Origin of the sequence: Sorangium sp. So ce117 (genome assembly GCF_051524395.1) — a bacterium.
GTDB classification, from domain to species: domain Bacteria; phylum Myxococcota_A; class Polyangia; order Polyangiales; family Polyangiaceae; genus Sorangium; species Sorangium cellulosum_B.
The window spans coordinates 4,359,040-4,380,791 of sequence record NZ_CP150309.1 but is presented as its reverse complement, the minus strand read 5'-3'; the positions used below and the strand labels follow the sequence as shown (position 1 = coordinate 4,380,791).

Here is a 21,752-nt window from a genome sequence, read left to right as displayed (position 1 = left end):
GCATCGCGCTCAGTCCTCCTTCGGCTTCTCCGGCTGCGCCTCGTCGGGCGGCGGGGGCGGGGTGGCGCGGGCCGCAGCTTTCTTCAGCGACGACTCCGCGAGCGACACCAGCATCGCGAGGTTCACCGGCTTCGAGAGCAGGAAGATCGCGTGCCGTCGCAGCGCGCGGATGCGCGCCTGCTGCGACTCATCGGCCGTCACGACGAAGACGGGCGTGTCGCGGTTCAGCGCTCCCTTGGCCGAGAGCGACTCGAGCACGCTGAAGCCGTCGATCAGCGGCATGTGCAGATCGAGCACCACGAGATCGAACTTGCGCGCGGAGAGCCGGCGCAGCGCCGGCGCCCCGCCGTTCGCCTCCTCGACGTCGCCCAGCGTACGGAGCGAACGCGCAAACATGGCTCGGATCGCGGCGTCGTCGTCGATGACGAGGATGCACGTCACAGCGTCATGATCGCACGGACGCAGAAGCGCCGGAAGGCCGCCGCCAGCCCTCGCATCGCCCGGAGCGCGCGTACGCAACCGTGCACAGCGCCGGTGGCGCGCGCAACGCAGACGGACGCGTCGCCAGCGCAGATCCCGTGTTCAGCGGTCCTGGTCGAGACATGGACGCCACGTACGGGCTGCGGTAAACGCGGAGCTGGACGTCATCGACCCCGCGCACCGCAAAGGAACGATCCCATGGGCAAGTTCACCCTCACGCACGAGATCAACTGCAACCTCGAGACGTTCTGGAAGCTGTTCCTGGACAAGACATTCAACGAGGAGCTCTACAGGAAGGAGCTCGGTTTCCCCGAGTTCACGATCACGGAGCAGGTCGAGACGGCGACGGAGATCATCCGGAGGTCGGCCGGGAAGCCGAAGATGAATTTGCCCGGCCCCGTCGAGAAGCTGCTCGGCTCCGGGTTCCGCTACACGGAAGAGGGCAGGCTGAACAAGGCGACGAACGTGTGGACCTTCAAGCTGACGCCAAGCACGCTGGCCGACAAGATGCGCAACGAGGGCGTGGTGCGCGCCGAGGCCATCGGCGACAACAAGGTGCGTCGGATCGCCGAGATCACGATCGAAGCGAAGGTGTTCGGTGTCGGCGGCATGCTCGAGAGCAGCGCCGAGAAAGAGCTGCGGCAAGGGTGGGAGGTCAGCGCGGTCTTCATGAACAAGTGGATCGCTCAGGGCAAGACGGCTTAGCCGGGCCAGCGGCGATCGGCCGGTCCCTGCCGCGCACCGCCTGGGGCGCCTGACGCCGGCGCTGCCCGACGAACGGACGGCGACGCCGACGAGAGGGGGACGAGAGGGCATCGCGAGCGGCCGCCTCGCGGCCTCCATCCCGCGAACGAGCGAGGGCGCCCCCCTGCACGTCCAGGGTCAAAGCGGGAGATCTGCGGCTCCGGCTCTTGCTGCGGTGGCGTACGGGAACCAGGGCCACGGCATGGAGCACGTCGTCATCATCGGTGCCGGCTTCGGCGGCCTCTACGCGGCGCGGGCGCTCCGGCGCGAGCCGGTACGGGTGACCGTGATCGACCGGCACAACCATCACACGTTCCAGCCCCTCCTGTATCAGGTCGCGACGGCGGGCCTGAGCGCGAGCGACATCGCCACGCCCATCCGCCACGTGCTGCGCAAGCAGAAGAACACGAGCGTGATCCTCGCCGAGGTGAAGGCGATCGATCCCGTCCAGAAGCGGGTGATCTTCGAGGACGGCGAGCTCGGCTACGACAAGCTGATCATCGCGGCGGGGGCGTCGCATTCGTACTTCGGGAACGACGCGTGGGCGGCCGTCGCGCCCGGGCTCAAGACCGTCGAGGACGCGCTCGAGATTCGCCGGCGCGTCCTGCTCGCCTTCGAGGCGGCCGAGCGCGAGCCGGATCCGGCGCGGCGGAGCGCCTGGATGACGTTCGTGGTGGTGGGCGCGGGCCCGACGGGCGTCGAGCTCGCCGGCGCCCTCTCGGAGCTCGCGAGGCACACGCTCGTGCGCGAGTTCCGGCGCATCGATCCAAGCCAAGCCCGCATCCTCCTGCTGGAAGGGGCCGGGCAGGTGCTGCCGTCGTACGTGCCGGAGCTCGGCGAGAAGGCGCGACAGCAGCTGGTCTCGCTCAACGTCGAGGTGCGGACGAACTGCCGCGTCACCGACATCGACGAGGAGGGGGTCTCGATCGGCGACAAGCGGATCGAAGCCAGGACCGTGCTCTGGGGGGCCGGCGTGGCGGCGTCCGCCCTCGCCCGCACCCTCGGAGCGCCGCTCGACCGGGCAGGGCGCGTGCTGGTGGCGCCGGACCTGACGGTGCCGGGTCACGAGGACATCTACGTCATCGGCGACCTCGCGTCGCTGAAGCAGGAGGACGGGACGCCCGTGCCCGGCGTGGCGCCCGCGGCGATCCAGGGAGGGCGCCACGCCGCGCGCTGCATCGCGCGCACCCTGCGGGGGCTGCCGCGGCTGCCGTTCCGGTACAACGACCGGGGATCCCTGGCGACGATCGGGCGCGCCGCGGCGGTCGCCGACTTCGGCAAGCTGAAGCTCTCCGGGTTCCTGGCGTGGCTCGCGTGGCTGTTCGTGCATATCCTCTTCCTGATCGGCTTCCGTAACCGCTTCCTGGTGCTGTTCTCGTGGGCCCTGTCCTACGTGACCTACGAGCGCGCCTCGCGGTTGATCACGGGCGAGATCCCGCCGCTCCTGGAGGACCACCACGCGCCGGCGCTCGAGGCGCACACGGACGGTGGCGCCGTGAGGAGGCACCAGCCGATGGAGCCCGCGCGCACGCGCGCATAGCCGCCGCCCGAGAGCACTCACGCCGCGCGCCGGCGTCCTGCGCTCGTCTGGACCTTGGCGACGGAGCTGCGTTAGCGTCATTGACCATGACGACCCATCCCGGACAGGGCGCCTCGACGCACCCGTGGCGAGCGCTCCTCGCCAGCGCAGCACCCCTCGCCGCACTCCTGCTCAGCGCCCCCTCCGCCTTCGCGCAGGCGCCTCCTGCGTCCTCGCCGCGCGCAGGCGCCGAGCCGCAGCCCGCGCCCCACGGGGCCCCTGCGCCGTACGGCGCGCCTGCCCCGTATGGGCAGCAGCCCGGCTACTACCCGCCCCCGGGATACGCCCCGCCTCCGGGATACGCCCCGCCTCCGGGATACGCCCCGCCCCCGGGATACGCCCCGCCTCCGGGATACGCCCCGCCTCCGGGATACGCATCGCCTTCCGGCTCGTATCCGGTTGGCCCGAGGATCATGAACTACGAGGAAGGGCAGGCCGTCCCGGAGGGTTACCGCGTCGAGGAGAGGGCGCGCCGCGGCCTGGTCATCGGCGGCGCCGTGACGTTCGGCGTCACCTACATCCTCTCGGCGATGGTCGGGCTCGTGGCGGAGAGCGCGGACAGGGCGAACGGCGGCAGCGGCGAGAGCTACCTCCCGCTCTACATCCCGCTCGCCGGCCCCTTCATCACCGTCGGCACCGCCGATGCGAAGGGCGGCGGCGTCTTCGTCCTCATGGTCGACGGGCTGGCTCAGGTCGCCGGGGCCGCGATGTTCATCGGCGGCCTCGCCGCGCCGGAGAAGAAGCTCGTCCGCAACGACGTCGCCCTGTCGGTGAAGCCGATCGTCACGGGCGACACCGTCGGGCTCGGCGTCTCCGGCTCGCTCTGAGCGCGCGCCGCCCGCGTCACGGCGCGACGGGCGGCGTCTCATCCATCGTCTTGACGGCGCGCTTGGCCCTGCGGCGCACGTCGACGTGCAGCGACTCGTCGAAGTTGATGGCCGAGAACGCCGCCCGCGCCTCGATGTTCTTGCCGAGCGCGGCGTACGCCTCGGCCTCGTTCCACCGCAGCTTCCAGTCGCGCTTCGCGAGGTCCGAGAGCTTCGCGGCGTCGGCGATGATGTCCGGGTATCGCTGCTGCTTCCCGAGCTCGGTCCAGTACTCGGCCCGGAGGTCGTCGTCCCCGGGCGCGAGCGCGACGGCCGCCGCGAAGCCCGCGAGCGCGTCGTCGATCCGACCTGCGACCAGCTCGGCGCGGGCGAGCGAGCGGCGCGCGCCGGCGCTCTCGGGGTGAGCCGCGACGAAGGCGGCGAGCGCGGGGATCGCCTCGTTGACCTTCTGGATGTCCGCGGGATCGCTCGGCCAGAACCGGAGCGAGAGCGCCGCGAGGTCGCCTGGGTCGCTCTCCAGCGCGCGCTCGACCGCGGCGGGCACCTCCGCTCCGCGGCCCGCCTGGGACAGGCACTTGGCGAGCTCGACCCAGGCGCCCGACGAGGACGGCGCCGTCGCGACGAAGGCCTCGGCCGAGGCGAGCGCCTCGTCGGTGCGCCCGAGCGAGCGGAGCGCGGCGATCCGCGCGAGGTGCGCGCGCTCGCGGCTCGCCCCTTCGCCCGAGGCGGCGACGGCGCGCTCCGCTGCAGCCAGCGCGACGTCGTGGCGGAGCTCGCGCTCGTGGTAGGCGAGCTGCTCGAGATAGAACGCGCCGTCGCGGGGCGCCGCGTCCCACTGGCCCGCGAGGTACTCGAGCACCGCGTCGGAGCGCACGTAGACGAGCGAGGCCGCGTCGCGCGGGTTCTCGTAGATCGGCAGGAGGACCCCGAGCTGGACCATCGCGTCCAGCGCCGGCTGGCAGTCGGGCTTCGCCTCGAGCGCGAGCACCATCTCATCGAGGGCGGCGTCCTTCTTCTGCATCGCCAGGTGCACTTGCCCGACCGCCACGTGGTAGTCGGCGTCCCCCTGGAACGTCTTTCGGATCGACTGGAAGCTCTTCAGCGCCGCGGGGTGATCGCCCATGTTCGCCTGCGCCGAGGCGAGGTTCAGCCGCGCGGCGTGATCGTCGGGATCCATCGTGATGATGCGCTTGAGCGCCGAGATCGCCTTCTCGTAATCGCGCTCGCCGAACGCCTTCTGCGCGCGCTCCCAGACCGGAGCCTTGTCGAGGAACGCCTCGAACTGCGAGACGAGCGTGCTGTTCTGCTTGCGCCAGACGCCGCTCTTGCCGGGCTCGGAGTTCGTGAGGAAGTCTTTGATCCACTTGCGGGCGGCGTCGATGCTGAGCCCCTTGTCAGCCAGCCCCTCGAACTCCCCCCGAGGCACCGGCATGCGCGCGGGGATCCCCTGCCGGCGCGCCGTGGTCTCATCCAGGCCGATCAGCACCCAGTCGCTTTGCTCGCTCATGATCCAAGGACGGTAGCCGCCGTGCCCCGCCGGGATCAAGCGACGTCTCGGCGCGTCGGGCGCGCTCGCGCGCTCCCCGCCAGCGCGCGCAGCGGCGCTTCAGGAATAGAACCAGGCCAGCAAGACGAACGCCATGAAGGCCGCCGCCGCGACGGCGAGCGCGAGCGCGCGCGGCACGCCGAGCAGCATCGGCCGGAGGCTGGCCTGAAACGCGACGGCGTCCGCGGCCGTGGGCGGGCCGATCGCGTCGCCCGCAGCGTCGCCCCGGACGGCGAGCGCGGCGTATGGCACGCCTGCCGCGTCGCGCCTCGCGGGGTCGGCGCCCATGAACGGCTGTGCCGCGCCCGCATCCCCGAGCGCCGGAGTGAGCCGATGCTGGGCCGCGCTCACGTCCCCGGGCGCCGGCGTGAGCCGATGCGGGGGCGCGCCGAAATCCGAGGGCCTCGACGTGGCGGGTGACGCCAGGTGCTCGAGGCCGAGCTGGGCGAGGATGGCCCGCTGCTCGTTGCCCCACGCGACAGGCAGCGCCGTCATCTCGGGCGCGAGCGTGAGCGGCGCGGACATCACCTTGTGCATCGCCCGCTCGAGCGCGAGCGCCTCGTCGAGGCGGTGCGACGCGCGCTCCGGAGCGGCGCTCGCGGAGAGGCGCAGCGCCTCGGTGGCCATCTCGGAGAGGTGAGCAGCCACCTTGGCCAGCGCCAGCTTGCGCTCGGCGTGGGCGACCGCGAAGCGGGCCTCCTCGCGGAGCCGGAGCGCCTCGGTCGTGAGGCGGTCGACCTCCGCGTGCAGCGGCCTCGCCCCTCCCGGCGCGCCCTGCGCCGTGAGCGGTGTGTCGGCGTCGTGATCCACGGAGAACACGCCCACGGGAGAGCTCGAGGGCGTCGCCTCGTTCCCAGACGTCGCGCGCGGCGCGTTCCCCGACACCGGCAGCGGCTCGCTGTCCCGATCGGTGAGGGATCCGTACGAGGGCAGGCTGCTGCGGCGCCGTCCTCCGCCCGAGCTGGAGGACCCGGGGTCTGCGCGCACCCTGCCGTTGCTGCCGACGACGACCGTCGCCTCGTCGGCCGTCTCGGAGGCCATCGGTCCGCGCCGGTCGAGGTCGTCGTCCGCGGCGTCCGCCTCGCGCGGCGTGAGGCCGGTCGGCGGCGGGGACAGCGTCCCGCGGCGCGCCTCGATGTCGGTCGCGTCGTCGTTCTGAGCGCGCGCGCCCCCGCCGCCGCGGGGCCGGCCGGGGGCGTTCGCCCCCCTGCCCTGCGGATCGGCCGAAGGCCGGCGCGGGATCGCCTCGGCTGTCGAGAGCGAGGGGCGCGGCGCCTTGGCGACCCCGGCGAAGCCGCCGGTGACGGCGCGCTCGAACCAGCGCATCTGCCTCATCGCGTTGCGCCGCACGAAGCGCCCGAGCGCCTCCTCGTTCCCCTCGTGGTACCCGTGGCTGTGCAGCCACCCCTCCAGCCGAGCGAGGATCTCGTCCGCGCTCTGGAAGCGCGACGGCGGATCCCTCTCGAGACAGCGCATCACGATCGACACGAGCTCCTTGTCGATCTTCGGCCGGAGCTCCCGCAGGTCGGCCGCTGGCTGCGTCGACATGCTCCGCAGGAGCTCGTAGTCGCTCGTCGACGGCCACGGGTGCTTGCCGGTGAAGAGCTCGAACAGCACGACGCCGAGCGAGAACAGATCGGAGCGCCTGTCGGCGGCGCCCCCGCGGGCCTGCTCCGGCGCCATGTACGTCGTCACGCGCCGGCGCGCCCCGACGGCCGTCGTCATCACGCGGAGCGACGATTTCGCGAGCCCGAAATCGGCGATCTTCACCTCGCCCTGGAACCCGACGAGCACGTTGCCCGGCGTCAGATCGCGGTGCACGAGGTTGAGCAGCGCGCCGGAAGGCGAGCGGAGCTCGTGCGCCGCGCTGAGCCCGCGGCAGAGCGTCGCGCCGACGTGGACGACGAGCCGCTCGGAGAACATCTCGCCGGTGTCGAAGACGGTCTTCATGAGCCGCGCGAGGCTCACGCCCTGCACGAGCTCGACGGCGAAGTACCACCCCTGCTCGTCCGTCCCCCAGCCCGCGACCTCGACCACGTTCGGGTGCTTGAGCGCCGCGGTCGTGCGCACCTCGTCGAGGAACCGGGTGGAGACGTTCTGATCCTCGGCGAAGTGCGGGTGCAGCCGCTTGACGGCGAGCAGCTCCCCAGGCCGGTGCGGACCTGCCGACCTGCAGAGATCAACGCGGGTGGTGGCCCCGGATGCGATCTCGGCAAGGAACTGGAACGAGAGCGCAGCCGGCGCGGGCTCGGGGAGCCGAGACATGCAGGGAGAAGTCTAGCGGGCGACGGCCCCCACCGGAAAGAGCCTCAGACGCCCGCGCGCACCGCGGCGATCGCGGCGGCGACCCCGGAGGGGGTGGCCTTGAGGTGCACGTCCAGGTGGTCATCCTTGGTCTTGAGCGCACGGACACCGAGCACCGGCGCGCAGATGCGCAGCGCCCGCACGACCGCCGGATTCCCGCCGAGGGCCGGGATTTTGAGGAGATCCAGGGTAATCCTGTCACCCTTCGCGTCGATCAGCGCGGCGGGCCGCTTGGGCATGAAGGAGACGAGATCGCCCGGCTTGTTCAGGTCGATCGCCCCCGAGCCGATCAGCCCGGCGATCGGCGAGGCCTCGTCGCCCATCACCTGCAGCTTGAGGTCGGCGATCCGCAGGCCGACCTGGATCGCGTCCGCGCGCACGTCGAGCTCCTCGGCGAAGGCCGTGAACGAGGCCCGGATCGGGGCGCCCATGATCTTCACCGTCAGGGCGAGGCGCAGGCCCGGGGGCGCGGCCTCGATCACGATGTCCTTCGGCGCGCGCTTGCCGCCGCTGAGCTCTCGCGCCAGATAGCGCAGCGCATCGATCGGGACGCCGAACCGCAGGCGGAGCGCGCCGCGGAGCGCCCTCGCGATCTCCTCGGGGTGCGCCTTGAGATAGTCACCGGCGTGGCGAAGCAAGACCTTCGGATCGGGCTTGGGCATCGTTGGGGCCGCTACGATTGCCCGGAGTCGGGCCAGCGCGCAAGGGGCGAGCGCGGTCCGCGGGGAGGCCCTCGACGACCGGAGGTCGCTGTTCGAACGCGGGCGACTCGGTCACACTCGGGCCCGATGCAGACCAGGATCCTACTTGTCATGGCGACAACAGCGCTCGCGATCGGCTGCGGACCGGCCGACGCGACGCTCGAGTGGACGCCGAGCGGAGGCGGGGGCGGTGGCCAGGGAGGCAATGACGATGGCCGGGGCGGCGATGGCGACGGCCAGAACAGCGGCGGGGGCCAGGATGATGCCGGCGGGGGCAAGGGCGATGGAGGTGGCGGCCCGCCGAGCGGCGAGGACGGCGGTTCGAGCGGCGGCGTGGCGCCGGGAGCCTCCTGCAACCCACCTCCTGCGTGTGATGCGGCGCGGCCCGATCCGGGCGAGGAGCTCGCGTGGAATCACCCGTCTTCCTACCTCATCGCCGGCGCTGGGAGCCCCAACCACCGTGGACGCGACCTCTACCTGACGCCGGACGACCCGCAATGGATCATCGGAAAGTTCTCCTACGGGATCACGGACAAGGACCTGAAGGATGAGCGGGTCGACGTCTATCTGCTCCGCGGCTGCGGCGGAGAGTGGGAGCGCCTCGGCTCGGCGACCACGACGGAAGCGGACTCGGCGCACCGCGCGGTCGAGGGGGTCAGCGATGACGGCGGCCGCGTCTACTTCGAGATCCCCGCGGCGCAGCGGCTCGGTCCGGGCCGGCACCGGGTCCACCTGGTCGTCCGTGGTGACCTCTCGAGCACCGACCTCTTCATCGAGGTCGTCCCGCGGGGCACGCCGATGTTCGTCAGCGACGTCGATGGGACGCTCACCGGCACGGAGACCGAGGAGTTCACCTCGCTGCTCCTCGGCGAGCTGCCCGACGCGCACGCGCACGCCGCGGCGGCGCTCCACCGGCTCACGTCGAAGGGCTATCGCCCGATGTACCTGACCGCGCGGCCGGAGTGGCTCGTCCAGCGCACGCGCGATTTCCTCGAGGCGTACGGCTTCCCGCCTGGCATCGTGCACACCACGTTGAGCCTCACAGGCGCGACGGGCGACGGCGCCGTGGAGTACAAGACAGCGGAGCTGGAGCGGCTGTTCGACGGAAGGGAGATGCTGCCCGCGTGGGCCTTCGGCAACACGGCGACCGACGCCGAGGCCTATGACAACGGCGGCGTGATGCCGGTCGCGCGGCGCGTGTTCTACCGGTTCGACGATGAGGCGCACGGCGGCCGTCGCATCGACGGCTACAACGAGCTGTTCGCCGAGATCGACGCGCTCCCCAGCCTCTGCGATTGATCCGCCCCGCCGGCGCGGCGCCCCGTCAGCCGGACGCCTGCTCGGTCCGGGCGCCGCTCGCCGGCGCCTCCGATTCGGCCGCGGCGCCGGCCGGCGCTTCGACGCGACCGCCGATCGAGCGGAGGAGCTCGCTCACCGCGGCGTGGGCGCGCTCGCGCAGCTCGTTGACCCGCGCGCCCTCGCGGCCGTCCGGGCGCACGGCGATCGGCGCGCCGACCCGGACGCGGACGATCCGCAGGGTGCCGTCGCCGATGTCGAGGGCGCCCTTCTTCATGAGGAGGTGCGTGCCGTCGATGGCGACCGGCACCACGGGCACGCCGGCGCGGACGGCTGCATAGAAGCCGCCGTTCTTGAACTGCCGGAGGATGCCGTCCTCGCTCCGCGTCCCCTCGGGGAAGACGAGCAGCGGCTTGCCGCTCTTGAGCACCTCCTCGAACCGCGAGATCGCCTCGACCGCGGCGCGGGAGCCGACCGTGCGATCGACCGGCACATGACCCGCGAGCCGGAGGTGCCAGCCGAGGAATGGGATCTTCATCAGGGAGCGCTTGGCGGCCCACTTGAAATCGCCCGGCAGCACGGCGCCGAGGGTCAGGATGTCAAGCAGGCTCTGGTGGTTGGAGCAGTAGACGAACACCCCGGGAGGGACGTTCTCGAGTCCGCTCGCCTGGATCTCGATATCGAGCGCTCGCGCGCTCGCCTGACACCAGCGTCGCATCGCCCACAGGCTCGCCGAGCGCTGCGGCGTGAGGGGCCCCAGCGTCAGAGACACGGTGCCGTACGCCATGGTCCTGAGGGTGAAAGGGACCCACTGGCGCGTCGCCAACCATGCGCTCCTGAGATCCATACTACAGCGCTTACCACTCTCCATGTCGGGCGAAAACGCGTAGCGTCTTGCGCACCGGCGCTGCGTGCGAGCGGCGTTACTCGACTCCGGATCGTCGCTTCGCGGCGCGGCGAGATGCGCGATCCGGCGCTCGCCCACCTCGGAAGTTCGCCATGGGCCAGGACCGCTCCTCGGGCCAGGGTGGCGGATCGAGCGATGCGCTCTTGCGGTGCCGTGCGGCTACTACCGTTCGAGCGGCGGCGTAAGCAGCCCCCAGCCGACCGTGGCCGGCCGCCCGGCGCGCTCGAACTTGACGGTGTACAGGCCTGTCTCTTCGGCGCTCTGCACGACGGCGGGGCGGAGCGCGCCGACCCATTCGGCCCAGACGCTCGCCCCGATCTTGAGCTGCGGCTTGACGGGGAGCGGACGGAGCGCCGACTCGTCGGCGAGCAGCGCGGCGCCGCCGTAACCGAGGGCAAACCACCGTGCGGAGCTGCTGGATAGCGACGTCAGGACGGCGCCTGGCTCGGCCGCGGGACCGCCGAGCCGCGACACGAGCAGCACGTGGCGCCACGTCTCGCCGTCCTTCCATGCGGCGAAATTGCCGGGGGCGAGCCCCGCGGTCTGCACGACGAAGCGAACGCCCTTGAGCTGCGCGAGCGGGGTCCGCGGGTCCATGTCGGTGTAGCGGACCTCGATCTTGTCCTTCACGAAGCGGGTGAGGACGGCGTGCTTCATGACGCCGTTCCACTCCGTGAGCAGCGGGTCGTGGGGCCGGAGGCGGGGCGCGTCGGGCACGGGGATGACGTAGCCCGGGTGAACCTTGTACGAGGGTCCACCCCTCCCCTCGACGATGAGGTCGTCGCCGTCGAAGCCGACCACGGTCGCCGCGTACAGCACGAGCGTGGACCCGAGCTTGGCCCCTGCGAGCATCCGGTCCGAGAACGTGAACACGCGGCGGCCTGGCTCGAGCTTGATCGGGTACGGGGGGAGGCCGAGCGGGTTCGACGCGTGCGCCGCGCCGGTCGGCGTCGAGGTCTCCGCGAACGCAGGCCGCGGCAGCGCAGCGACAGGCGGACTCTGAGAGGGCATCGGCGTCGGGGTCGACACCGGCGCCGACTCGCACGCGACCGCGAAGCTCGCCGCCAAGAGGCAAGCGAGCGCCGCGAGCACGCCGCGGGAGCGCGGCGCTCGGGGCCCGAGGCATCGCATCGCGCGGCGCTCGCGATCCTTCGCGGTGGCGCGACGCAGCCTGCGGGACCCGGCCCCGAGACCGCCGGGACGTCGGTCAGCCATCGCGGGCGAGCATGGACCGCGAAACGGACGACGGCGAGCAGAAAGGGACAGCAGAACGACCCGGCGAAGCGTCGGCGGTCAGACCTGACCGCCCGCGTCAGAGCTGGAGAAGGAGGGCGCCGCGGTGCGGCGGAGCACCGCGCTCCTCGCGACGTGCTCGGCGCCTCTGCGCTACCCTGCGGCGCGATGAAGCGCGCGTTCAGCGTCGATGAGCTCAAGCAGACCGCGCCGCGCCTCGCCGTGGAGCGCCGCGCCGTGCGCTTCCAGGACGTCGACGCGGCCGGGATCGTCTTCTATCCGCGGGTCCTCGAGTATTTCAGCGACGCGTACATGATCGCGCTGAAGGAGCGAGGCATCGACCTTCCTGCGATGATCGCGGGCGGCACGATCAAGCTGCCGCTCGTCCACGCCGAGGCGGATTACCTCCTGCCGCTCCGGTTCGGTGACGCCATCGATGTCGAGGTGCTCGCGCCGAAGCTCGGCGACACGTCGTTCACGGTGGGCTACCGCGTGACGATGACGACGGCGGGCCGGGTCGCCGCCATCGGGCAGACCGTGCACGTGTGCATCGACGGCGCGCGCTTCACGCCGTGCCCGCTCCCGGACGATCTGCGCAGCGCGCTCGCCTAGCCACGCCGAGCGACGGCCGCCGGACGGCGCGCCGGGCGCTAGCGTGGTGGGAACGGGGCGAGCGCGGCCGCGAGCTGCGCCGCCGCGCCCGCGCGATCGAGCTTGCCGGCCGCGGTGAGCGGCAGCGCCGCGACGGCGCAGAGGCGCCGCGGGCGCTTGTGCGGGGCGAGCCGCGCCGCGACGACGGCCGCGAGGTCGCCGAGCAATGCGGGCGAGGGTGCGGCGCCGCCCGCCTCGCAAGGCGAGGCCTGCTCGGGGACGATCGCCGCGGCGACGACCTGGCCCCAGCGATCGTCAGGCACGCCGAACACCACCGCGCCGGCGACGCCCTCGCAGGACGCGAGGACCTGCTCCACCTCGGCGGGGTAGACGTTCTCGCCGCCGGTCACGATGAGATCGCTGCGGCGCGCCGCGACGTGCAGCCGCCCGGCGGCGTCGAGCGCGCCGAGATCGCCGGTGACGAACCACCCGGCGCCGTCGACCGAGAGCTCCGGTGCGCGGTCGGGGCCGCGGTAGTAGCCGCGGAACAGCACCGGGCCGCGGATCTCGATGCGGCCCACGCCGTCGCTGCCGGCGCCCTCGATGCGGAGCTCGACGCCGGCGATCGGGGAGCCGGAGCCCGGCTCTGTCGTGCGCGGATCGCGCGGGCGCTGCACGGTGACCTGCGAGCACGCCTCGGTGAGGCCGTACGTGGTGAGCGCGGGGACCCCGCGGCGCGCGCACTCGTCGAGCGCCCGCTCCGGAGCGCCCGCGCCGCCGACGAGCACCGCGCGGAGCCGGGCGAGGACGTTGTCGCGATCGGCCTCCAGCAGCGCGAGCAGCATCGTCGGCACCACGGAGAGCAGCGTCGCGCGGTCGCGGACGATCGAGGCGAGCACCGAGGCGGGCTCGAAGCGAGGCGCGAGGATGACAGCGCGGCGCGCGAGCAAGCAGCGGGTCACGATCGAGAGGCCACCGACGTGGCAGAGCGGAAGGCAGAGCAGCCAGCGATCGTCGTCGCGCATGCCGAGGTTGGCCGCGCTCCCCTCGGCGGCGGCGAGGAACGCGCTGCGCGAGAGCACCGCGCCCTTGGGACGGCCGGTGGTGCCCGAGGTGTAGACGATCGCCAGATCGCCGGAAGGGTCCGGCGGCGGGACGCGCGCGGCCTCGGCGGCGCGCGCCCCGCGCTCGCGGAGCGCGCCGATCTCCGGCGCGGCGTCGTCGATCAGGGCGGCGAGCGCAGGCTCGCGCAGCACGAGGTCGGGGCGCGCGTCGTCGATCAGGAGGCCCGCCTCGCCGGCCGTGAGCCGGGGATGGATCGGGACGAGCACGGCGCCGAGCGCGAGCAGCGAGTGGAGGACGACCACGGTCCCGAGCGCGTTCGGGGCGACGAGCGCCACGCGGGCTCCCTGCCCTATCCCCGCGCGGGCGAGCCGGGCAGATACGGCCGCGACCGCGGGGGCCAGCTCGCCGAAGCGGAGGGCGCCGCCGGGGCCGACGCCGAGGGCGGGGACGTCGATCGCGCGCGGCGCGTCGTCCTCGGCGCCGCCGAGGACGATCGCCGTCCGGGCGGCGATCGCGGGATCGCGCGCGGCATCGACGAGGCTCAGCCCGTCCATGGCCGGATGCCGAGGCCGGGCTGATCGCTGGCCGCGACGAGGCCGCCCTCGCGGAGCTGCGGGATCCGGATCGCGGGCCACGCCTCCAGGCCGGCGTGCGCGTCGAGGCCGCACGCGAGCGGCGCGCGCGGCAAGGCGAGCGCGAGCTCGCACGAGGCGGCGAGCGCGATGGGCCCGTCGAAGAGGTGCGTCACCACGGCGTCGATGCCGCGCGCCTGCGCCCTGCTGCCGAGCGCGTGCGCGCGCAGCAGGCCGAGCATCGCGGGCTTCAGGATGAACGCAGCGCAGCCTTCCGCTTCGAGCAGGCGCTCCGGCATGCCCTCGACCGCGAGCGACTCGTCGGCCGCCCACGGGACCTCGCGCGCGCCGAGGTGATGGAGGAGCTCGGGCGCGACCGGCTGCTCGACGAAGCGCGGGCCGACCGGCGCGAGGAGCGCCAGCCGGCGGGGCGCCTCGTCGAGCGACCACGCCGCGTTCGCGTCGAGCCGGAGCTCGACGCCCGGGTGCTCCCGCCGGAGCGCGCGCAGCGCCTCGAGGTCGCGCGCGAAGCCGTCCTCCCCGCGCGAGCGGAGCTTCACCTTGATCGCGCGGACGCCGCGCGCGGCGAGCGCGCGCGCGCGCTCGAGCATCTCCGGCAGCGCCACCGAGGTCGTGAGCAGCCCGTTCACCTGGACGTCGGCGTAGCGCCCGTGTCCGCCGAGGCACGCGGATAACGAGAGGCCGAGGCGCTGGCCCAGCAGATCGAGCAGCGCCGTCTCCAGGGCGAAGCGCGCCGCCGGGAGATCGCGCAGCCGCGATGACAGCGGCGCGAGCGCGCGCAGGATCGCGGACGCCGAGGCCGTCGGTGTCGCGCCCTCGGCCGGCAGCTCGATCGCGCCGAGCGCCGCCGGCAGCTCGGCGAGCGCGCGCTCGTCCTCGTCGGCCGTATCGGGTGAGAAGCCGGGGAGCGGCGTGGCCTCACCCAGGCCGACGCGCCCCTCGTCGTCGGTGAGCGACAGCACGAGGCCCCGGCGCGCGCCCTCGAGGACCCGGGACGCGAGGCGGGCATCGACGACGCGCATGATCCCTACAGCTGGGCCACGAGGCCGAGCGAGAAGAGCAGCGCGTAGGCGAGCAGCAGCTTCGCCGTCCCGGCGAGGCAGTCGTTGAGCGGCCGGCCGTCGGTCGTCGCCAGCACCCGGAGCAGGCGCACCGCGCGAGGGAACGTCGCGAACACGAGGAGCGTCCACCGCCGGCCCTCGCCGGCGGCGAGCGCGACCGGCACCGCGTAGGCGGCGGCGAAGAGCATCGCGTATTCGATGACGCCCGCGCGGCGCCCGAGCCGGACGGCGAGCGTGCGCTTGCCGGCGACGACGTCCGTCTCGCGATCGCGGATGTTGTTGACGACGAGCACGGCGGTGGCGATGGCGCCGATCGGCACGGCCGCCGCCCACGCGAGCGGCGGGACCGAGCCGAGCTGGACGAACGCCGTACCGCAGACGGCGACGAGGCCGAAGAACACGAACACGAACAGGTCGCCGAGGCCGTGATAGCCGAGCGGGTACGGCCCACCCGTGTACGCGACGCCAGCGAGGATCGAGACGACGCCGATCACCACGATGGGCCACCCGCCCACGAACGCCAGGTACACCCCGAACGGCAGCGTGAGCGCGATCGTGACGAGCAGCCCAGCGCGCACCTGGCGCGGCGTGAGCAGCCCCGCCTGCACGGCGCGCGTGGGGCCGAGCCGCTCGTGCGTGTCGGCGCCCTTCTCGTGATCGAAGACGTCGTTCGCGAAGTTCGTCGCGATCTGGATGAGCATCGCGCCCGCGAGCGCCGAGAGCGCCGGGCCGAGCCGCATCCCGCCGAGCGCGTAGGCGACGGCCGTCCCGACCATCACCGGCGCGAGCGCCGCGGTGAGCGTCGCCGGCCGGCACGCGAGGAGCCACGCCCGGAGCGAGCCGGGGCGCACGCCACCCGGGGCCGCTGCGCCCGCCGTCTGAGGGGCCGCCGCGGCGCTCACGATCCCCTCTCCAGCTCGCGGGGCCCGCGCGCCCTCGCGGCGGCGCGAGCGCTCCCGCGCTGCGCGGCGCCCTCGCCGGACGCGTCGCGCGCGACGTCGTCGGGTGCGGGACTCGTGTTCGCGTTGACCTGGCTCATGATCGTGGATCCCTCTCGGCAAGCTCGGGGTTCTCGGCGCGCGCGCCGCTCATGGAGTCTGCAGATCGGCCGCCGCGCCGTCCGCGGCCGGCGCGCTGCCCAGGGCCGCGACGTCGCGACGAACGTCGGACCAGAGCCGCGCCACGCGGGCGGCGCCGTCGTGGGGCGGCACCACCGCCTCGATCAGCGTCGCGCCCGCCCGCTGGTACCCCGCGGCGAGCGCGCGGGCGAGATCCCCGGCGGTGCCGGCGCGCTCGTAGGCGAGCCCGAACATCGCCGCCGCGGGCGCGAAATCGAGGTGCTGCGGCATCGTGAAGCACCGCTCGAGCAACTCGGCGCCGCGCCTGGCGATGGGGAGGTGCTCGAAGATGCGGCCGCCGTCGTTCTGGACCACCACGATGACGAGCGGCGCTCGGCCGTCGCCCGCTGCCTTCGCGGCGAGGAGCAGCCCGGTCAGATCGTGCAGCAGGCTGAGATCGCCGAGCAGCAACGTGACCGGCGCGGCGGCCGCCACGCGCGCGCCGGCCGCCGCCGACACGAGGCCGTCGATCCCGCTCGCCCCGCGCTGGTGCAGCACGCGGAGCGCGCGCGCCGACGGCGGGCAGTACGTGTCGAGGTCGCGCACCGGCATGCTGTTGCCGATCGCGAGCAGCGAACCCGCAGGGCACGCGCTGGCCACCATCCGGGCGATGGCGCCCTCCGTCAGCTCGTCCCCGGCGCAAGCGCGCGCGGCGTGCGCCGCCGCGATCTCGCCGGCGCGCGCGAACGTCGCGGCCCAGTCCCGCCGCCCGCGCCCCAGGCTCAGCGCCGCCCCGGCGAGGCGCGCCGCGAGCGCCTCGCACACCTCCACGGGCTCACCCATGACGAGGGCAGACGCGGCGCTCGTCGGGTCGTTCCAGCCGTGCGCGGAGACGACGACGCGGCGGGCGCTCGTGTGCTCGGCGATGTAGGTCGCGTAGCCGGCCGATGTCGGCGGGGCGCCGAGCTCGAGGATGAGGTCGGGCGCGTTCGCCGCGCGGAACTCGGGCGCGCGGAGGAACGAATCGAACGACGCCGGCATCACGACGCCCTCGGTGAGGCCGCCAAAGCAGATCTGGCTCGTGCCCTCGGCGAGCACCGGGAAGCCTGTCGCGCGCGAGAGCGCGAGCACCGCGCGGCGCGCGCGCGCGTCGTCCTCTCGGCTCTCGGCGGGGCCGCACACGATGAGCCCCCGCTCCGCGCGCGCGCAGCGCGCGGCGAGCTCCTCGATCGCGCGCCCATCGACCCCGGCGCAGGCCGACACGACCCGCGTGCCGGCGCGGCGCATCAGCGCCTCCCACTCTGCCTGCCATGGCTCGGGCCCGGCCGCGTCGACAGGCTCGAGCGGCTTGCGGAAGCGCGCGTTGATGTGGACCGGGCCCGGCGTCGGCGACAGCGCGCGCGTGACCGCCTGGGCCGCGATGCGCGTCACCGCGCGCAACGCGAGGGGCGACGGATCCGGCAGCCCGAGCTCGGCGAAGTGACGGACGTGGTCGCCGAAGAGCTTGGTCTGATCGATGGTCTGCGCGGCCGCGGCGTCGGCGAGCTCCCACGGGCGATCGGCCGTGATCGCGATGAACGGGGTGAAGCTCTGGTGCGCCTCGATGATCGCCGGGAGCGCGTGCGCGCCGGCGGTGCCCGAGGTGCAGACGAAGACGCTGGGCCGTCCGGTCACGCGCGCCTGCCCGAGCGCGAAGAACGCGGCGGTGCGCTCGTCGACGACGCTGTGGCAGCGCACCTCCTCGCTCTCCATCGCCGCGATCGCGAGCGGCGTGGAGCGCGAGCCGGGGCAGAGGACCAGGTCGCGCACCCCGGCCTGCGCGAGCGCGCGGACGAACAGCTGCGCCCAGGCAGAGTGGAGGTTCGACCCGCCCATCACCGCCCCCAGAGGCCCTCTCTCGCGCGCACCTCAGGCCCCCTCGGGCGTCGCGACGAAGAGGCACACGACGCCCATCGTGAGCGGCTCCACGCGGAGCACGCGCAGCCCCGCGCCGCGCATCAGCTCCGCGAACTCGTCCGGAGGCGGGAACCTCGCGATCGAGTCCTGCAGGTACCGGTACTCGTCCTTGCCGGAGATCGCGCCGCCCACGTACGGGACGACCGTGTGGATGTGGAAGCGCGCGAGCTTGCCCATGAGCCCGCTGCGCGGCTCGCTGAGCTCGAGGATCGCGATGCGCCCCCCGGGCCGCGTGACGCGCGCCATCTCGCGGAGCGCCCGCGCGCGATCCGGGACGTTGCGGATCCCGAACGCCATCGAGATGGCGTCGACGCTCGCGTCGCCGAGCTGGAGCTGCTGCGCGTCGCCGACCTCGAGATCGATCCGCCCGGCGAGCCCCGCGGCCTCCACCTTCCGGCGGCCGACGCCGAGCATCCCCTGCGACGGATCGACCCCGATGACCTTCACCTCGTGCGCCCGCGCGATCGCGATCGCGAGATCGGCGGTGCCGGTCGCGAGGTCGAGCACCGTCGCGCCGGGCGAGAGCTCGAGCGAGCGCACCGCGCGCCGCCGCCAGCCCTGATCGAGCCCCATCGAGATGACCCGGTTCAGGAGATCGTACCGCTCGGCGATGCCGTCGAACATCTCGCCCGTGCCGAAGCGGCGCTCGCCGCGCGGCGCCTGATCCTGGCTCGCGTCGCTCATGTCCCGCCCCCCGCCTCGTGCACCGCGCGCGGCGCCTCGGCTCGCTCTGCGGCGAACCGCTTGCCTTCGCCGGACGGCGGCGCGGCGGACTCCCCGCCCCCCGTCGACGTGCCGCCGATCGCGCGCTTCCGCTCGTGGAGCCGCATGTGGCCTCGCTGGATGCCCTCGCTCGCGAGCGCGCGCAGCGCCGCCAGGTTGGACGCCAGCCCGACGGACGCCAGCACCACCGCGAGCTCGCGCGCGCTCTTCGCGCCCACGAGCTGCAGCGCCGCGCGCACGCCCGCGTGCACCTCGGTCGCGCCGCCCACCGTGCCGACCGCGAGCGGCAGCTCCGCCCGCCCCACGAGCCCGCCGGGGATGCGCTCCCACGTGCTGAGCGGCCGGTACCGGCCGCCGATCGCCGCGTACGCGTGCGCGCCCGCCTCGATGGCGCGGAAGTCCTGCCCGAGCGCGACAGCGGCCGCGTCGAGCCCGTTCATGAAGCCCTTGTTGTGGGTCGTCGCCCGGTACGGATCGAGCTCCGCGAAGCGGCTCGCCCGCGCGATGCCGCTCGCCACGTCCGCGCCCCCGAGCGCGTCGTCCGTCACGGTGGCCGTCACCCGGACGAGGCGGCGGACGGTCAGGTTGGAGAGGATCCGCAGGCCCAGCGTCCCGCCGGCGATGCGCTGCACGAGCGGCGCCACCGCCTCTGCCACGGTGTCGACCAGGTTCGCGCCCATGGCGTCGCCGACCTCGACGTAGAGGTGCACAACGAGCACGCCGAGCTCCGCCGAGAGGACGCGCACCTCGAGATCGCGGCAGCCGCCGCCGCGCGCCACCATCCTGGGGATGGCCGCGTCCCCGGCCGCGAGCAGGCTCGCGCGGGCCGCCTCCAGCCGGCCCGCGGCCGCCTCCGCGTCCGGCACGTCGTCGAGCTGGACCTGGGCGGTCATGATCGGCGGGTCCGCCTCGCCGGAGAAGCCGCCCGACCGCCGGACCATGCGCGCCGCGTTCGACGCGGCGGCGATGACGCTCGGCTCCTCCACCGCCATCGGCACCAGCACGTCGCGCTGGTTCACGCGGAAGTTCAGCGCCAGGCCGAGCGGGAGCGCGTGCGTCGCGATGACGTTCTCGCACATCCGATCGGCCACCGCCGTCGGCAGCCCTCCCCCGCTGGCGAGGTGCGCGAGCGCCTCCTCGTCGAGCAGACCGAGCGCCTGGATCGCGCGGAGCCGCTCCTCGAGGCACCGCTTGTAGAAGCCGCTGATCCGGCTGGACACGTGTTGGCTCATCGGGTGTCTCCGCGCGCCGCGCGCGCTCGCGAGCGGGGCGCGCGCCCCGCGCACTGCATCAAGGGGTTCGTCATCGCCGCTCACCGCTTCCGCCGGGGCGTCGACATCGCGACCCCCTCCAGCGCCGCCTTCGCCGGGCTCTCCGGGAGCGGCTCGATGCTCCGCACCGCGTCCCCGCAGAGCCGGGACGCGAGCTCCAGGCAGTCGTCGACGACGCGCTTCTCGACCATGATCTGCGCGATGCGCCGGCCGAGCTCCGGCTCGACGGCCGCGTCCTCCGACGCGCAGTGCGCCTCGAGGGCGGGCGTGAGCTCACGGTCGCGCTCCATGGCGAGGAGCAGCGGGTACGTCATCTTGCCCTCGCGCAGATCCGTGAGCAGCGCCTTGCCGGTCGCCTCCGGGTCGCCGGCGAAGTCGAGGACATCGTCGACGAGCTGGAACGCGACCCCGAGGCTCGTCCCGAAGCTCTCGAGCGCCTTGCAGAGCGGCTCGCTCACGCCGCCCGCGCGCGCCCCTGCGAACATCGCCCAGCGGAACAGCGACGCCGTCTTGCCGTCGACGATCTGGAAGTACTCGCTCGTGCTCGTGCGCACGCGGCCCCGCGACGCGAGCTGGAGCGCCTCGGCCACGACCATCTCCTTGATCACGAGGAGCACCCGCTCGAGCACGTCGGTCATGCCGACCGCCTGGATCTTGGAGAGCGCGTCGAGCAGGAGGTAGTCGCCGCCGAAGATCGAGGCGGCGTTGCCGTAGATGACCCGCGCCGCGTCCGCGCCGCGCCGGCGGTCGCCGAGGTCGACGACGTCGTCGTGCAGCAGCGTCGCGTTGTGGACGAGCTCGACAGCGACCGCGAACGTCCGCGCGGCGTCGTTGAAGCCGCCCCCGATGTGGGAGGCCAGCGCGACGCAGATGGGCCGCAGCCGCTTGCCGTTCAGGCCGAGCAAGTGCCGAGCGCTCTGGTGCGCCGGCGTCTCGCCGTCCAGCCCGACCTTCGCGATCTCGCGCTCGATGTCGCCGAGGTCCCCGTCGAGCAGGCGCCTCAGCTCCGCGAGGCGCGCAGCGAGCGCGTCGAGCCCTCGCCCAGCGCACATGCCTCCGAGGCTCGAGACGACATCGCTCCGCTGGACCGTCCCAGTAAACGTTGTAGTCGCAGTCATCCCATCTCCACCTGGAAGCACGAGCGCACGCTGCGCCCCGCACCGCGCGGGGCCCCCGTGACGGTCGAACCCTCCGAAATCACGGTCCCGCTAGGCGCCTCGCCGGGAACGCACGGCGCGGATGGGGAACCGGACCAGATCCCCGAACCGCGAGAAATCCACGGTCCTGCTCTTGATGAACCCGTCGAGCGCCGCCTGCGCGACGATCACGAACGAGAGGAGCCGCTCCACTCGATCGAGGCTGAACCGGGCGGCGTCGGTGGGAGGCAGGCCCTCGAGCAGCGCCGAAGCCCGCTCGAGGCGCTCCCTCACGGAGTCGGCGATCAGCCGCTCGCGCTCGGCGAACACTTTGGAAATCATCTTCCAGAAGTCCGTCTCGGCCTCGAAGAACTCCTTCCGCTCGCCCGGTTTCCATACTCTTCGTACTACACCCCACCTTTGCAATTCTGTCAGCGACATACTCATTGCGCCGGAAGAAACCTGCAGCCGCTCGCCGATCTCGGCGGCGGAGAGGGCTCCGCCTTCAATGAACAGGACGGTCCAGATCCGCCCGAGCACCCGGCGGAAGCCCCAGTGCTCAATGACGTCGCCGATCGCATCCGCCGCGAGCAGCTCCGCCTGGCGATGGATGTCGCTTGCGTGGCTCATGAAAGTTTCAAAATTTTCTGAAAGAACTGTGTGGGCCTACTTGCGCCGGCG

Annotated in this window: 19 protein-coding genes; 5 read left to right on the top strand and 14 right to left on the bottom strand. The window is 73.3% G+C overall.

The annotated features are described in order from the left end of the window. Positions 1–9: 9 nt before the first annotated feature. The gene (locus WMF46_RS16360; protein ID WP_437552878.1) at positions 10–441 is read right to left on the bottom strand and encodes a response regulator; all 432 of its coding nucleotides are present in this window, start codon (positions 439–441) and stop codon (positions 10–12) included. Positions 442–678: 237 nt separating this feature from the next. Here WMF46_RS16360 and WMF46_RS16355 point away from each other — a divergent pair, with 237 nt between their 5' ends. The 3 genes from WMF46_RS16355 (at position 679) to WMF46_RS16345 (ending at position 3,630) form a co-directional block, all read left to right on the top strand. Next, positions 679–1,185, top strand: a complete 507-nt coding sequence (locus tag WMF46_RS16355; RefSeq protein WP_437746490.1) for a DUF2505 domain-containing protein — start codon at positions 679–681, stop codon at positions 1,183–1,185. A 241-nt stretch (positions 1,186–1,426) separates the two neighbouring features. Continuing rightward, positions 1,427–2,764 (top strand): NAD(P)/FAD-dependent oxidoreductase, encoded by a 1,338-nt coding sequence (locus WMF46_RS16350; RefSeq protein ID WP_437986449.1) that lies wholly within the window; start codon positions 1,427–1,429, stop codon positions 2,762–2,764. 452 nt (positions 2,765–3,216) lie between these two features. Beyond that, positions 3,217–3,630, top strand: coding sequence for a hypothetical protein (locus WMF46_RS16345; RefSeq protein ID WP_437986448.1), 414 nt, complete (start codon positions 3,217–3,219; stop codon positions 3,628–3,630). Between the two features lie 16 nt (positions 3,631–3,646). On the opposite strand, the gene WMF46_RS16340 is transcribed toward WMF46_RS16345, so the two are convergent. From WMF46_RS16340 to WMF46_RS16330, 3 genes are all read right to left on the bottom strand, one after another. Further along, on the bottom strand, positions 3,647–5,137 hold the full coding sequence (locus WMF46_RS16340) for a tetratricopeptide repeat protein (RefSeq protein WP_437986447.1): 1,491 nt from the start codon (positions 5,135–5,137) through the stop codon (positions 3,647–3,649). 99 nt (positions 5,138–5,236) lie between these two features. Further along, complete coding sequence (locus tag WMF46_RS16335) at positions 5,237–7,441, bottom strand: serine/threonine-protein kinase (RefSeq protein WP_437986446.1); 2,205 nt, start codon at positions 7,439–7,441, stop codon at positions 5,237–5,239. Between the two features lie 44 nt (positions 7,442–7,485). Further along, a complete protein-coding gene (locus WMF46_RS16330) occupies positions 7,486–8,142 on the bottom strand; it encodes a hypothetical protein (RefSeq protein ID WP_437978145.1) in 657 nt (218 codons plus the stop codon). A gap of 150 nt (positions 8,143–8,292) precedes the next feature. Here WMF46_RS16330 and WMF46_RS16325 point away from each other — a divergent pair, with 150 nt between their 5' ends. Next, positions 8,293–9,480, top strand: a complete 1,188-nt coding sequence (locus tag WMF46_RS16325; RefSeq protein ID WP_437986445.1) for a lipin/Ned1/Smp2 family protein — start codon at positions 8,293–8,295, stop codon at positions 9,478–9,480. Between the two features lie 25 nt (positions 9,481–9,505). On the opposite strand, the gene WMF46_RS16320 is transcribed toward WMF46_RS16325, so the two are convergent. Continuing rightward, positions 9,506–10,195 (bottom strand): lysophospholipid acyltransferase family protein, encoded by a 690-nt coding sequence (locus WMF46_RS16320; RefSeq protein WP_437986444.1) that lies wholly within the window; start codon positions 10,193–10,195, stop codon positions 9,506–9,508. Between the two features lie 351 nt (positions 10,196–10,546). Further along, positions 10,547–11,395 carry a hypothetical protein gene (locus tag WMF46_RS16315; RefSeq protein WP_437986443.1) on the bottom strand — a complete coding sequence of 283 codons (849 nt, stop codon included), beginning with the start codon at positions 11,393–11,395 and terminating at the stop codon, positions 10,547–10,549. A 390-nt stretch (positions 11,396–11,785) separates the two neighbouring features. Between WMF46_RS16315 and WMF46_RS16310 the strand changes: the two genes are divergently transcribed. Then, the gene (locus tag WMF46_RS16310; RefSeq protein ID WP_437986442.1) at positions 11,786–12,229 is read left to right on the top strand and encodes an acyl-CoA thioesterase; all 444 of its coding nucleotides are present in this window, start codon (positions 11,786–11,788) and stop codon (positions 12,227–12,229) included. A gap of 38 nt (positions 12,230–12,267) precedes the next feature. Here WMF46_RS16310 and WMF46_RS16305 read toward each other — a convergent pair whose 3' ends face one another. From WMF46_RS16305 to WMF46_RS16270, 8 genes are all read right to left on the bottom strand, one after another. Then, positions 12,268–13,827, bottom strand: a complete 1,560-nt coding sequence (locus tag WMF46_RS16305; RefSeq protein WP_437986441.1) for an AMP-binding protein — start codon at positions 13,825–13,827, stop codon at positions 12,268–12,270. Further along, positions 13,815–14,888 carry a mandelate racemase/muconate lactonizing enzyme family protein gene (locus WMF46_RS16300; RefSeq protein ID WP_437986440.1) on the bottom strand — a complete coding sequence of 358 codons (1,074 nt, stop codon included), beginning with the start codon at positions 14,886–14,888 and terminating at the stop codon, positions 13,815–13,817. Before WMF46_RS16300 ends, WMF46_RS16305 begins: the two co-directional genes overlap by 13 nt. A gap of 5 nt (positions 14,889–14,893) precedes the next feature. Then, positions 14,894–15,829, bottom strand: a complete 936-nt coding sequence (locus WMF46_RS16295; RefSeq protein ID WP_437986439.1) for a 1,4-dihydroxy-2-naphthoate polyprenyltransferase — start codon at positions 15,827–15,829, stop codon at positions 14,894–14,896. A 186-nt stretch (positions 15,830–16,015) separates the two neighbouring features. Then, the gene (gene menD, locus WMF46_RS16290) at positions 16,016–17,860 is read right to left on the bottom strand and encodes a 2-succinyl-5-enolpyruvyl-6-hydroxy-3-cyclohexene-1-carboxylic-acid synthase (protein WP_437986438.1); all 1,845 of its coding nucleotides are present in this window, start codon (positions 17,858–17,860) and stop codon (positions 16,016–16,018) included. Positions 17,861–17,893: 33 nt separating this feature from the next. Next, on the bottom strand, positions 17,894–18,625 hold the full coding sequence (ubiE, locus tag WMF46_RS16285) for a bifunctional demethylmenaquinone methyltransferase/2-methoxy-6-polyprenyl-1,4-benzoquinol methylase UbiE (protein WP_437986437.1): 732 nt from the start codon (positions 18,623–18,625) through the stop codon (positions 17,894–17,896). Beyond that, positions 18,622–19,896 carry a hydroxymethylglutaryl-CoA reductase, degradative gene (locus WMF46_RS16280; protein ID WP_437986436.1) on the bottom strand — a complete coding sequence of 425 codons (1,275 nt, stop codon included), beginning with the start codon at positions 19,894–19,896 and terminating at the stop codon, positions 18,622–18,624. Before WMF46_RS16280 ends, ubiE begins: the two co-directional genes overlap by 4 nt. An 80-nt stretch (positions 19,897–19,976) precedes the next feature. After that, the gene (locus tag WMF46_RS16275; RefSeq protein ID WP_437986435.1) at positions 19,977–21,053 is read right to left on the bottom strand and encodes a polyprenyl synthetase family protein; all 1,077 of its coding nucleotides are present in this window, start codon (positions 21,051–21,053) and stop codon (positions 19,977–19,979) included. A gap of 90 nt (positions 21,054–21,143) precedes the next feature. Then, positions 21,144–21,701 carry a GbsR/MarR family transcriptional regulator gene (locus tag WMF46_RS16270; protein WP_012235639.1) on the bottom strand — a complete coding sequence of 186 codons (558 nt, stop codon included), beginning with the start codon at positions 21,699–21,701 and terminating at the stop codon, positions 21,144–21,146. Positions 21,702–21,752: the final 51 nt, after the last annotated feature.

What these genes read in the sequence shown, in the direction of transcription:
- WMF46_RS16335 (WP_437986446.1), bottom strand. Translation starts at nt 7,441, where the DNA reads ATGTCTCGGCTCCCCGAGCCCGCGCCGGCTGCGCTCTCGTTCCAGTTC.
- WMF46_RS16340 (WP_437986447.1), bottom strand. Translation starts at nt 5,137, where the DNA reads ATGAGCGAGCAAAGCGACTGGGTGCTGATCGGCCTGGATGAGACCACG.
- WMF46_RS16270 (WP_012235639.1), bottom strand. Translation starts at nt 21,701, where the DNA reads ATGAGCCACGCAAGCGACATCCATCGCCAGGCGGAGCTGCTCGCGGCG.
- WMF46_RS16315 (WP_437986443.1), bottom strand. Translation starts at nt 11,395, where the DNA reads ATGCCCTCTCAGAGTCCGCCTGTCGCTGCGCTGCCGCGGCCTGCGTTC.
- WMF46_RS16355 (WP_437746490.1), top strand. Translation starts at nt 679, where the DNA reads ATGGGCAAGTTCACCCTCACGCACGAGATCAACTGCAACCTCGAGACG.
- WMF46_RS16305 (WP_437986441.1), bottom strand. Translation starts at nt 13,827, where the DNA reads ATGGACGGGCTGAGCCTCGTCGATGCCGCGCGCGATCCCGCGATCGCC.
- WMF46_RS16300 (WP_437986440.1), bottom strand. Translation starts at nt 14,888, where the DNA reads ATGCGCGTCGTCGATGCCCGCCTCGCGTCCCGGGTCCTCGAGGGCGCG.
- menD (WP_437986438.1), bottom strand. Translation starts at nt 17,860, where the DNA reads ATGGGCGGGTCGAACCTCCACTCTGCCTGGGCGCAGCTGTTCGTCCGC.
- WMF46_RS16350 (WP_437986449.1), top strand. Translation starts at nt 1,427, where the DNA reads ATGGAGCACGTCGTCATCATCGGTGCCGGCTTCGGCGGCCTCTACGCG.
- ubiE (WP_437986437.1), bottom strand. Translation starts at nt 18,625, where the DNA reads ATGAGCGACGCGAGCCAGGATCAGGCGCCGCGCGGCGAGCGCCGCTTC.
- WMF46_RS16325 (WP_437986445.1), top strand. Translation starts at nt 8,293, where the DNA reads ATGGCGACAACAGCGCTCGCGATCGGCTGCGGACCGGCCGACGCGACG.
- WMF46_RS16320 (WP_437986444.1), bottom strand. Translation starts at nt 10,195, where the DNA reads ATGCGACGCTGGTGTCAGGCGAGCGCGCGAGCGCTCGATATCGAGATC.
- WMF46_RS16345 (WP_437986448.1), top strand. Translation starts at nt 3,217, where the DNA reads ATGAACTACGAGGAAGGGCAGGCCGTCCCGGAGGGTTACCGCGTCGAG.
- WMF46_RS16275 (WP_437986435.1), bottom strand. Translation starts at nt 21,053, where the DNA reads ATGACTGCGACTACAACGTTTACTGGGACGGTCCAGCGGAGCGATGTC.
- WMF46_RS16330 (WP_437978145.1), bottom strand. Translation starts at nt 8,142, where the DNA reads ATGCCCAAGCCCGATCCGAAGGTCTTGCTTCGCCACGCCGGTGACTAT.
- WMF46_RS16310 (WP_437986442.1), top strand. Translation starts at nt 11,786, where the DNA reads ATGAAGCGCGCGTTCAGCGTCGATGAGCTCAAGCAGACCGCGCCGCGC.
- WMF46_RS16280 (WP_437986436.1), bottom strand. Translation starts at nt 19,896, where the DNA reads ATGAGCCAACACGTGTCCAGCCGGATCAGCGGCTTCTACAAGCGGTGC.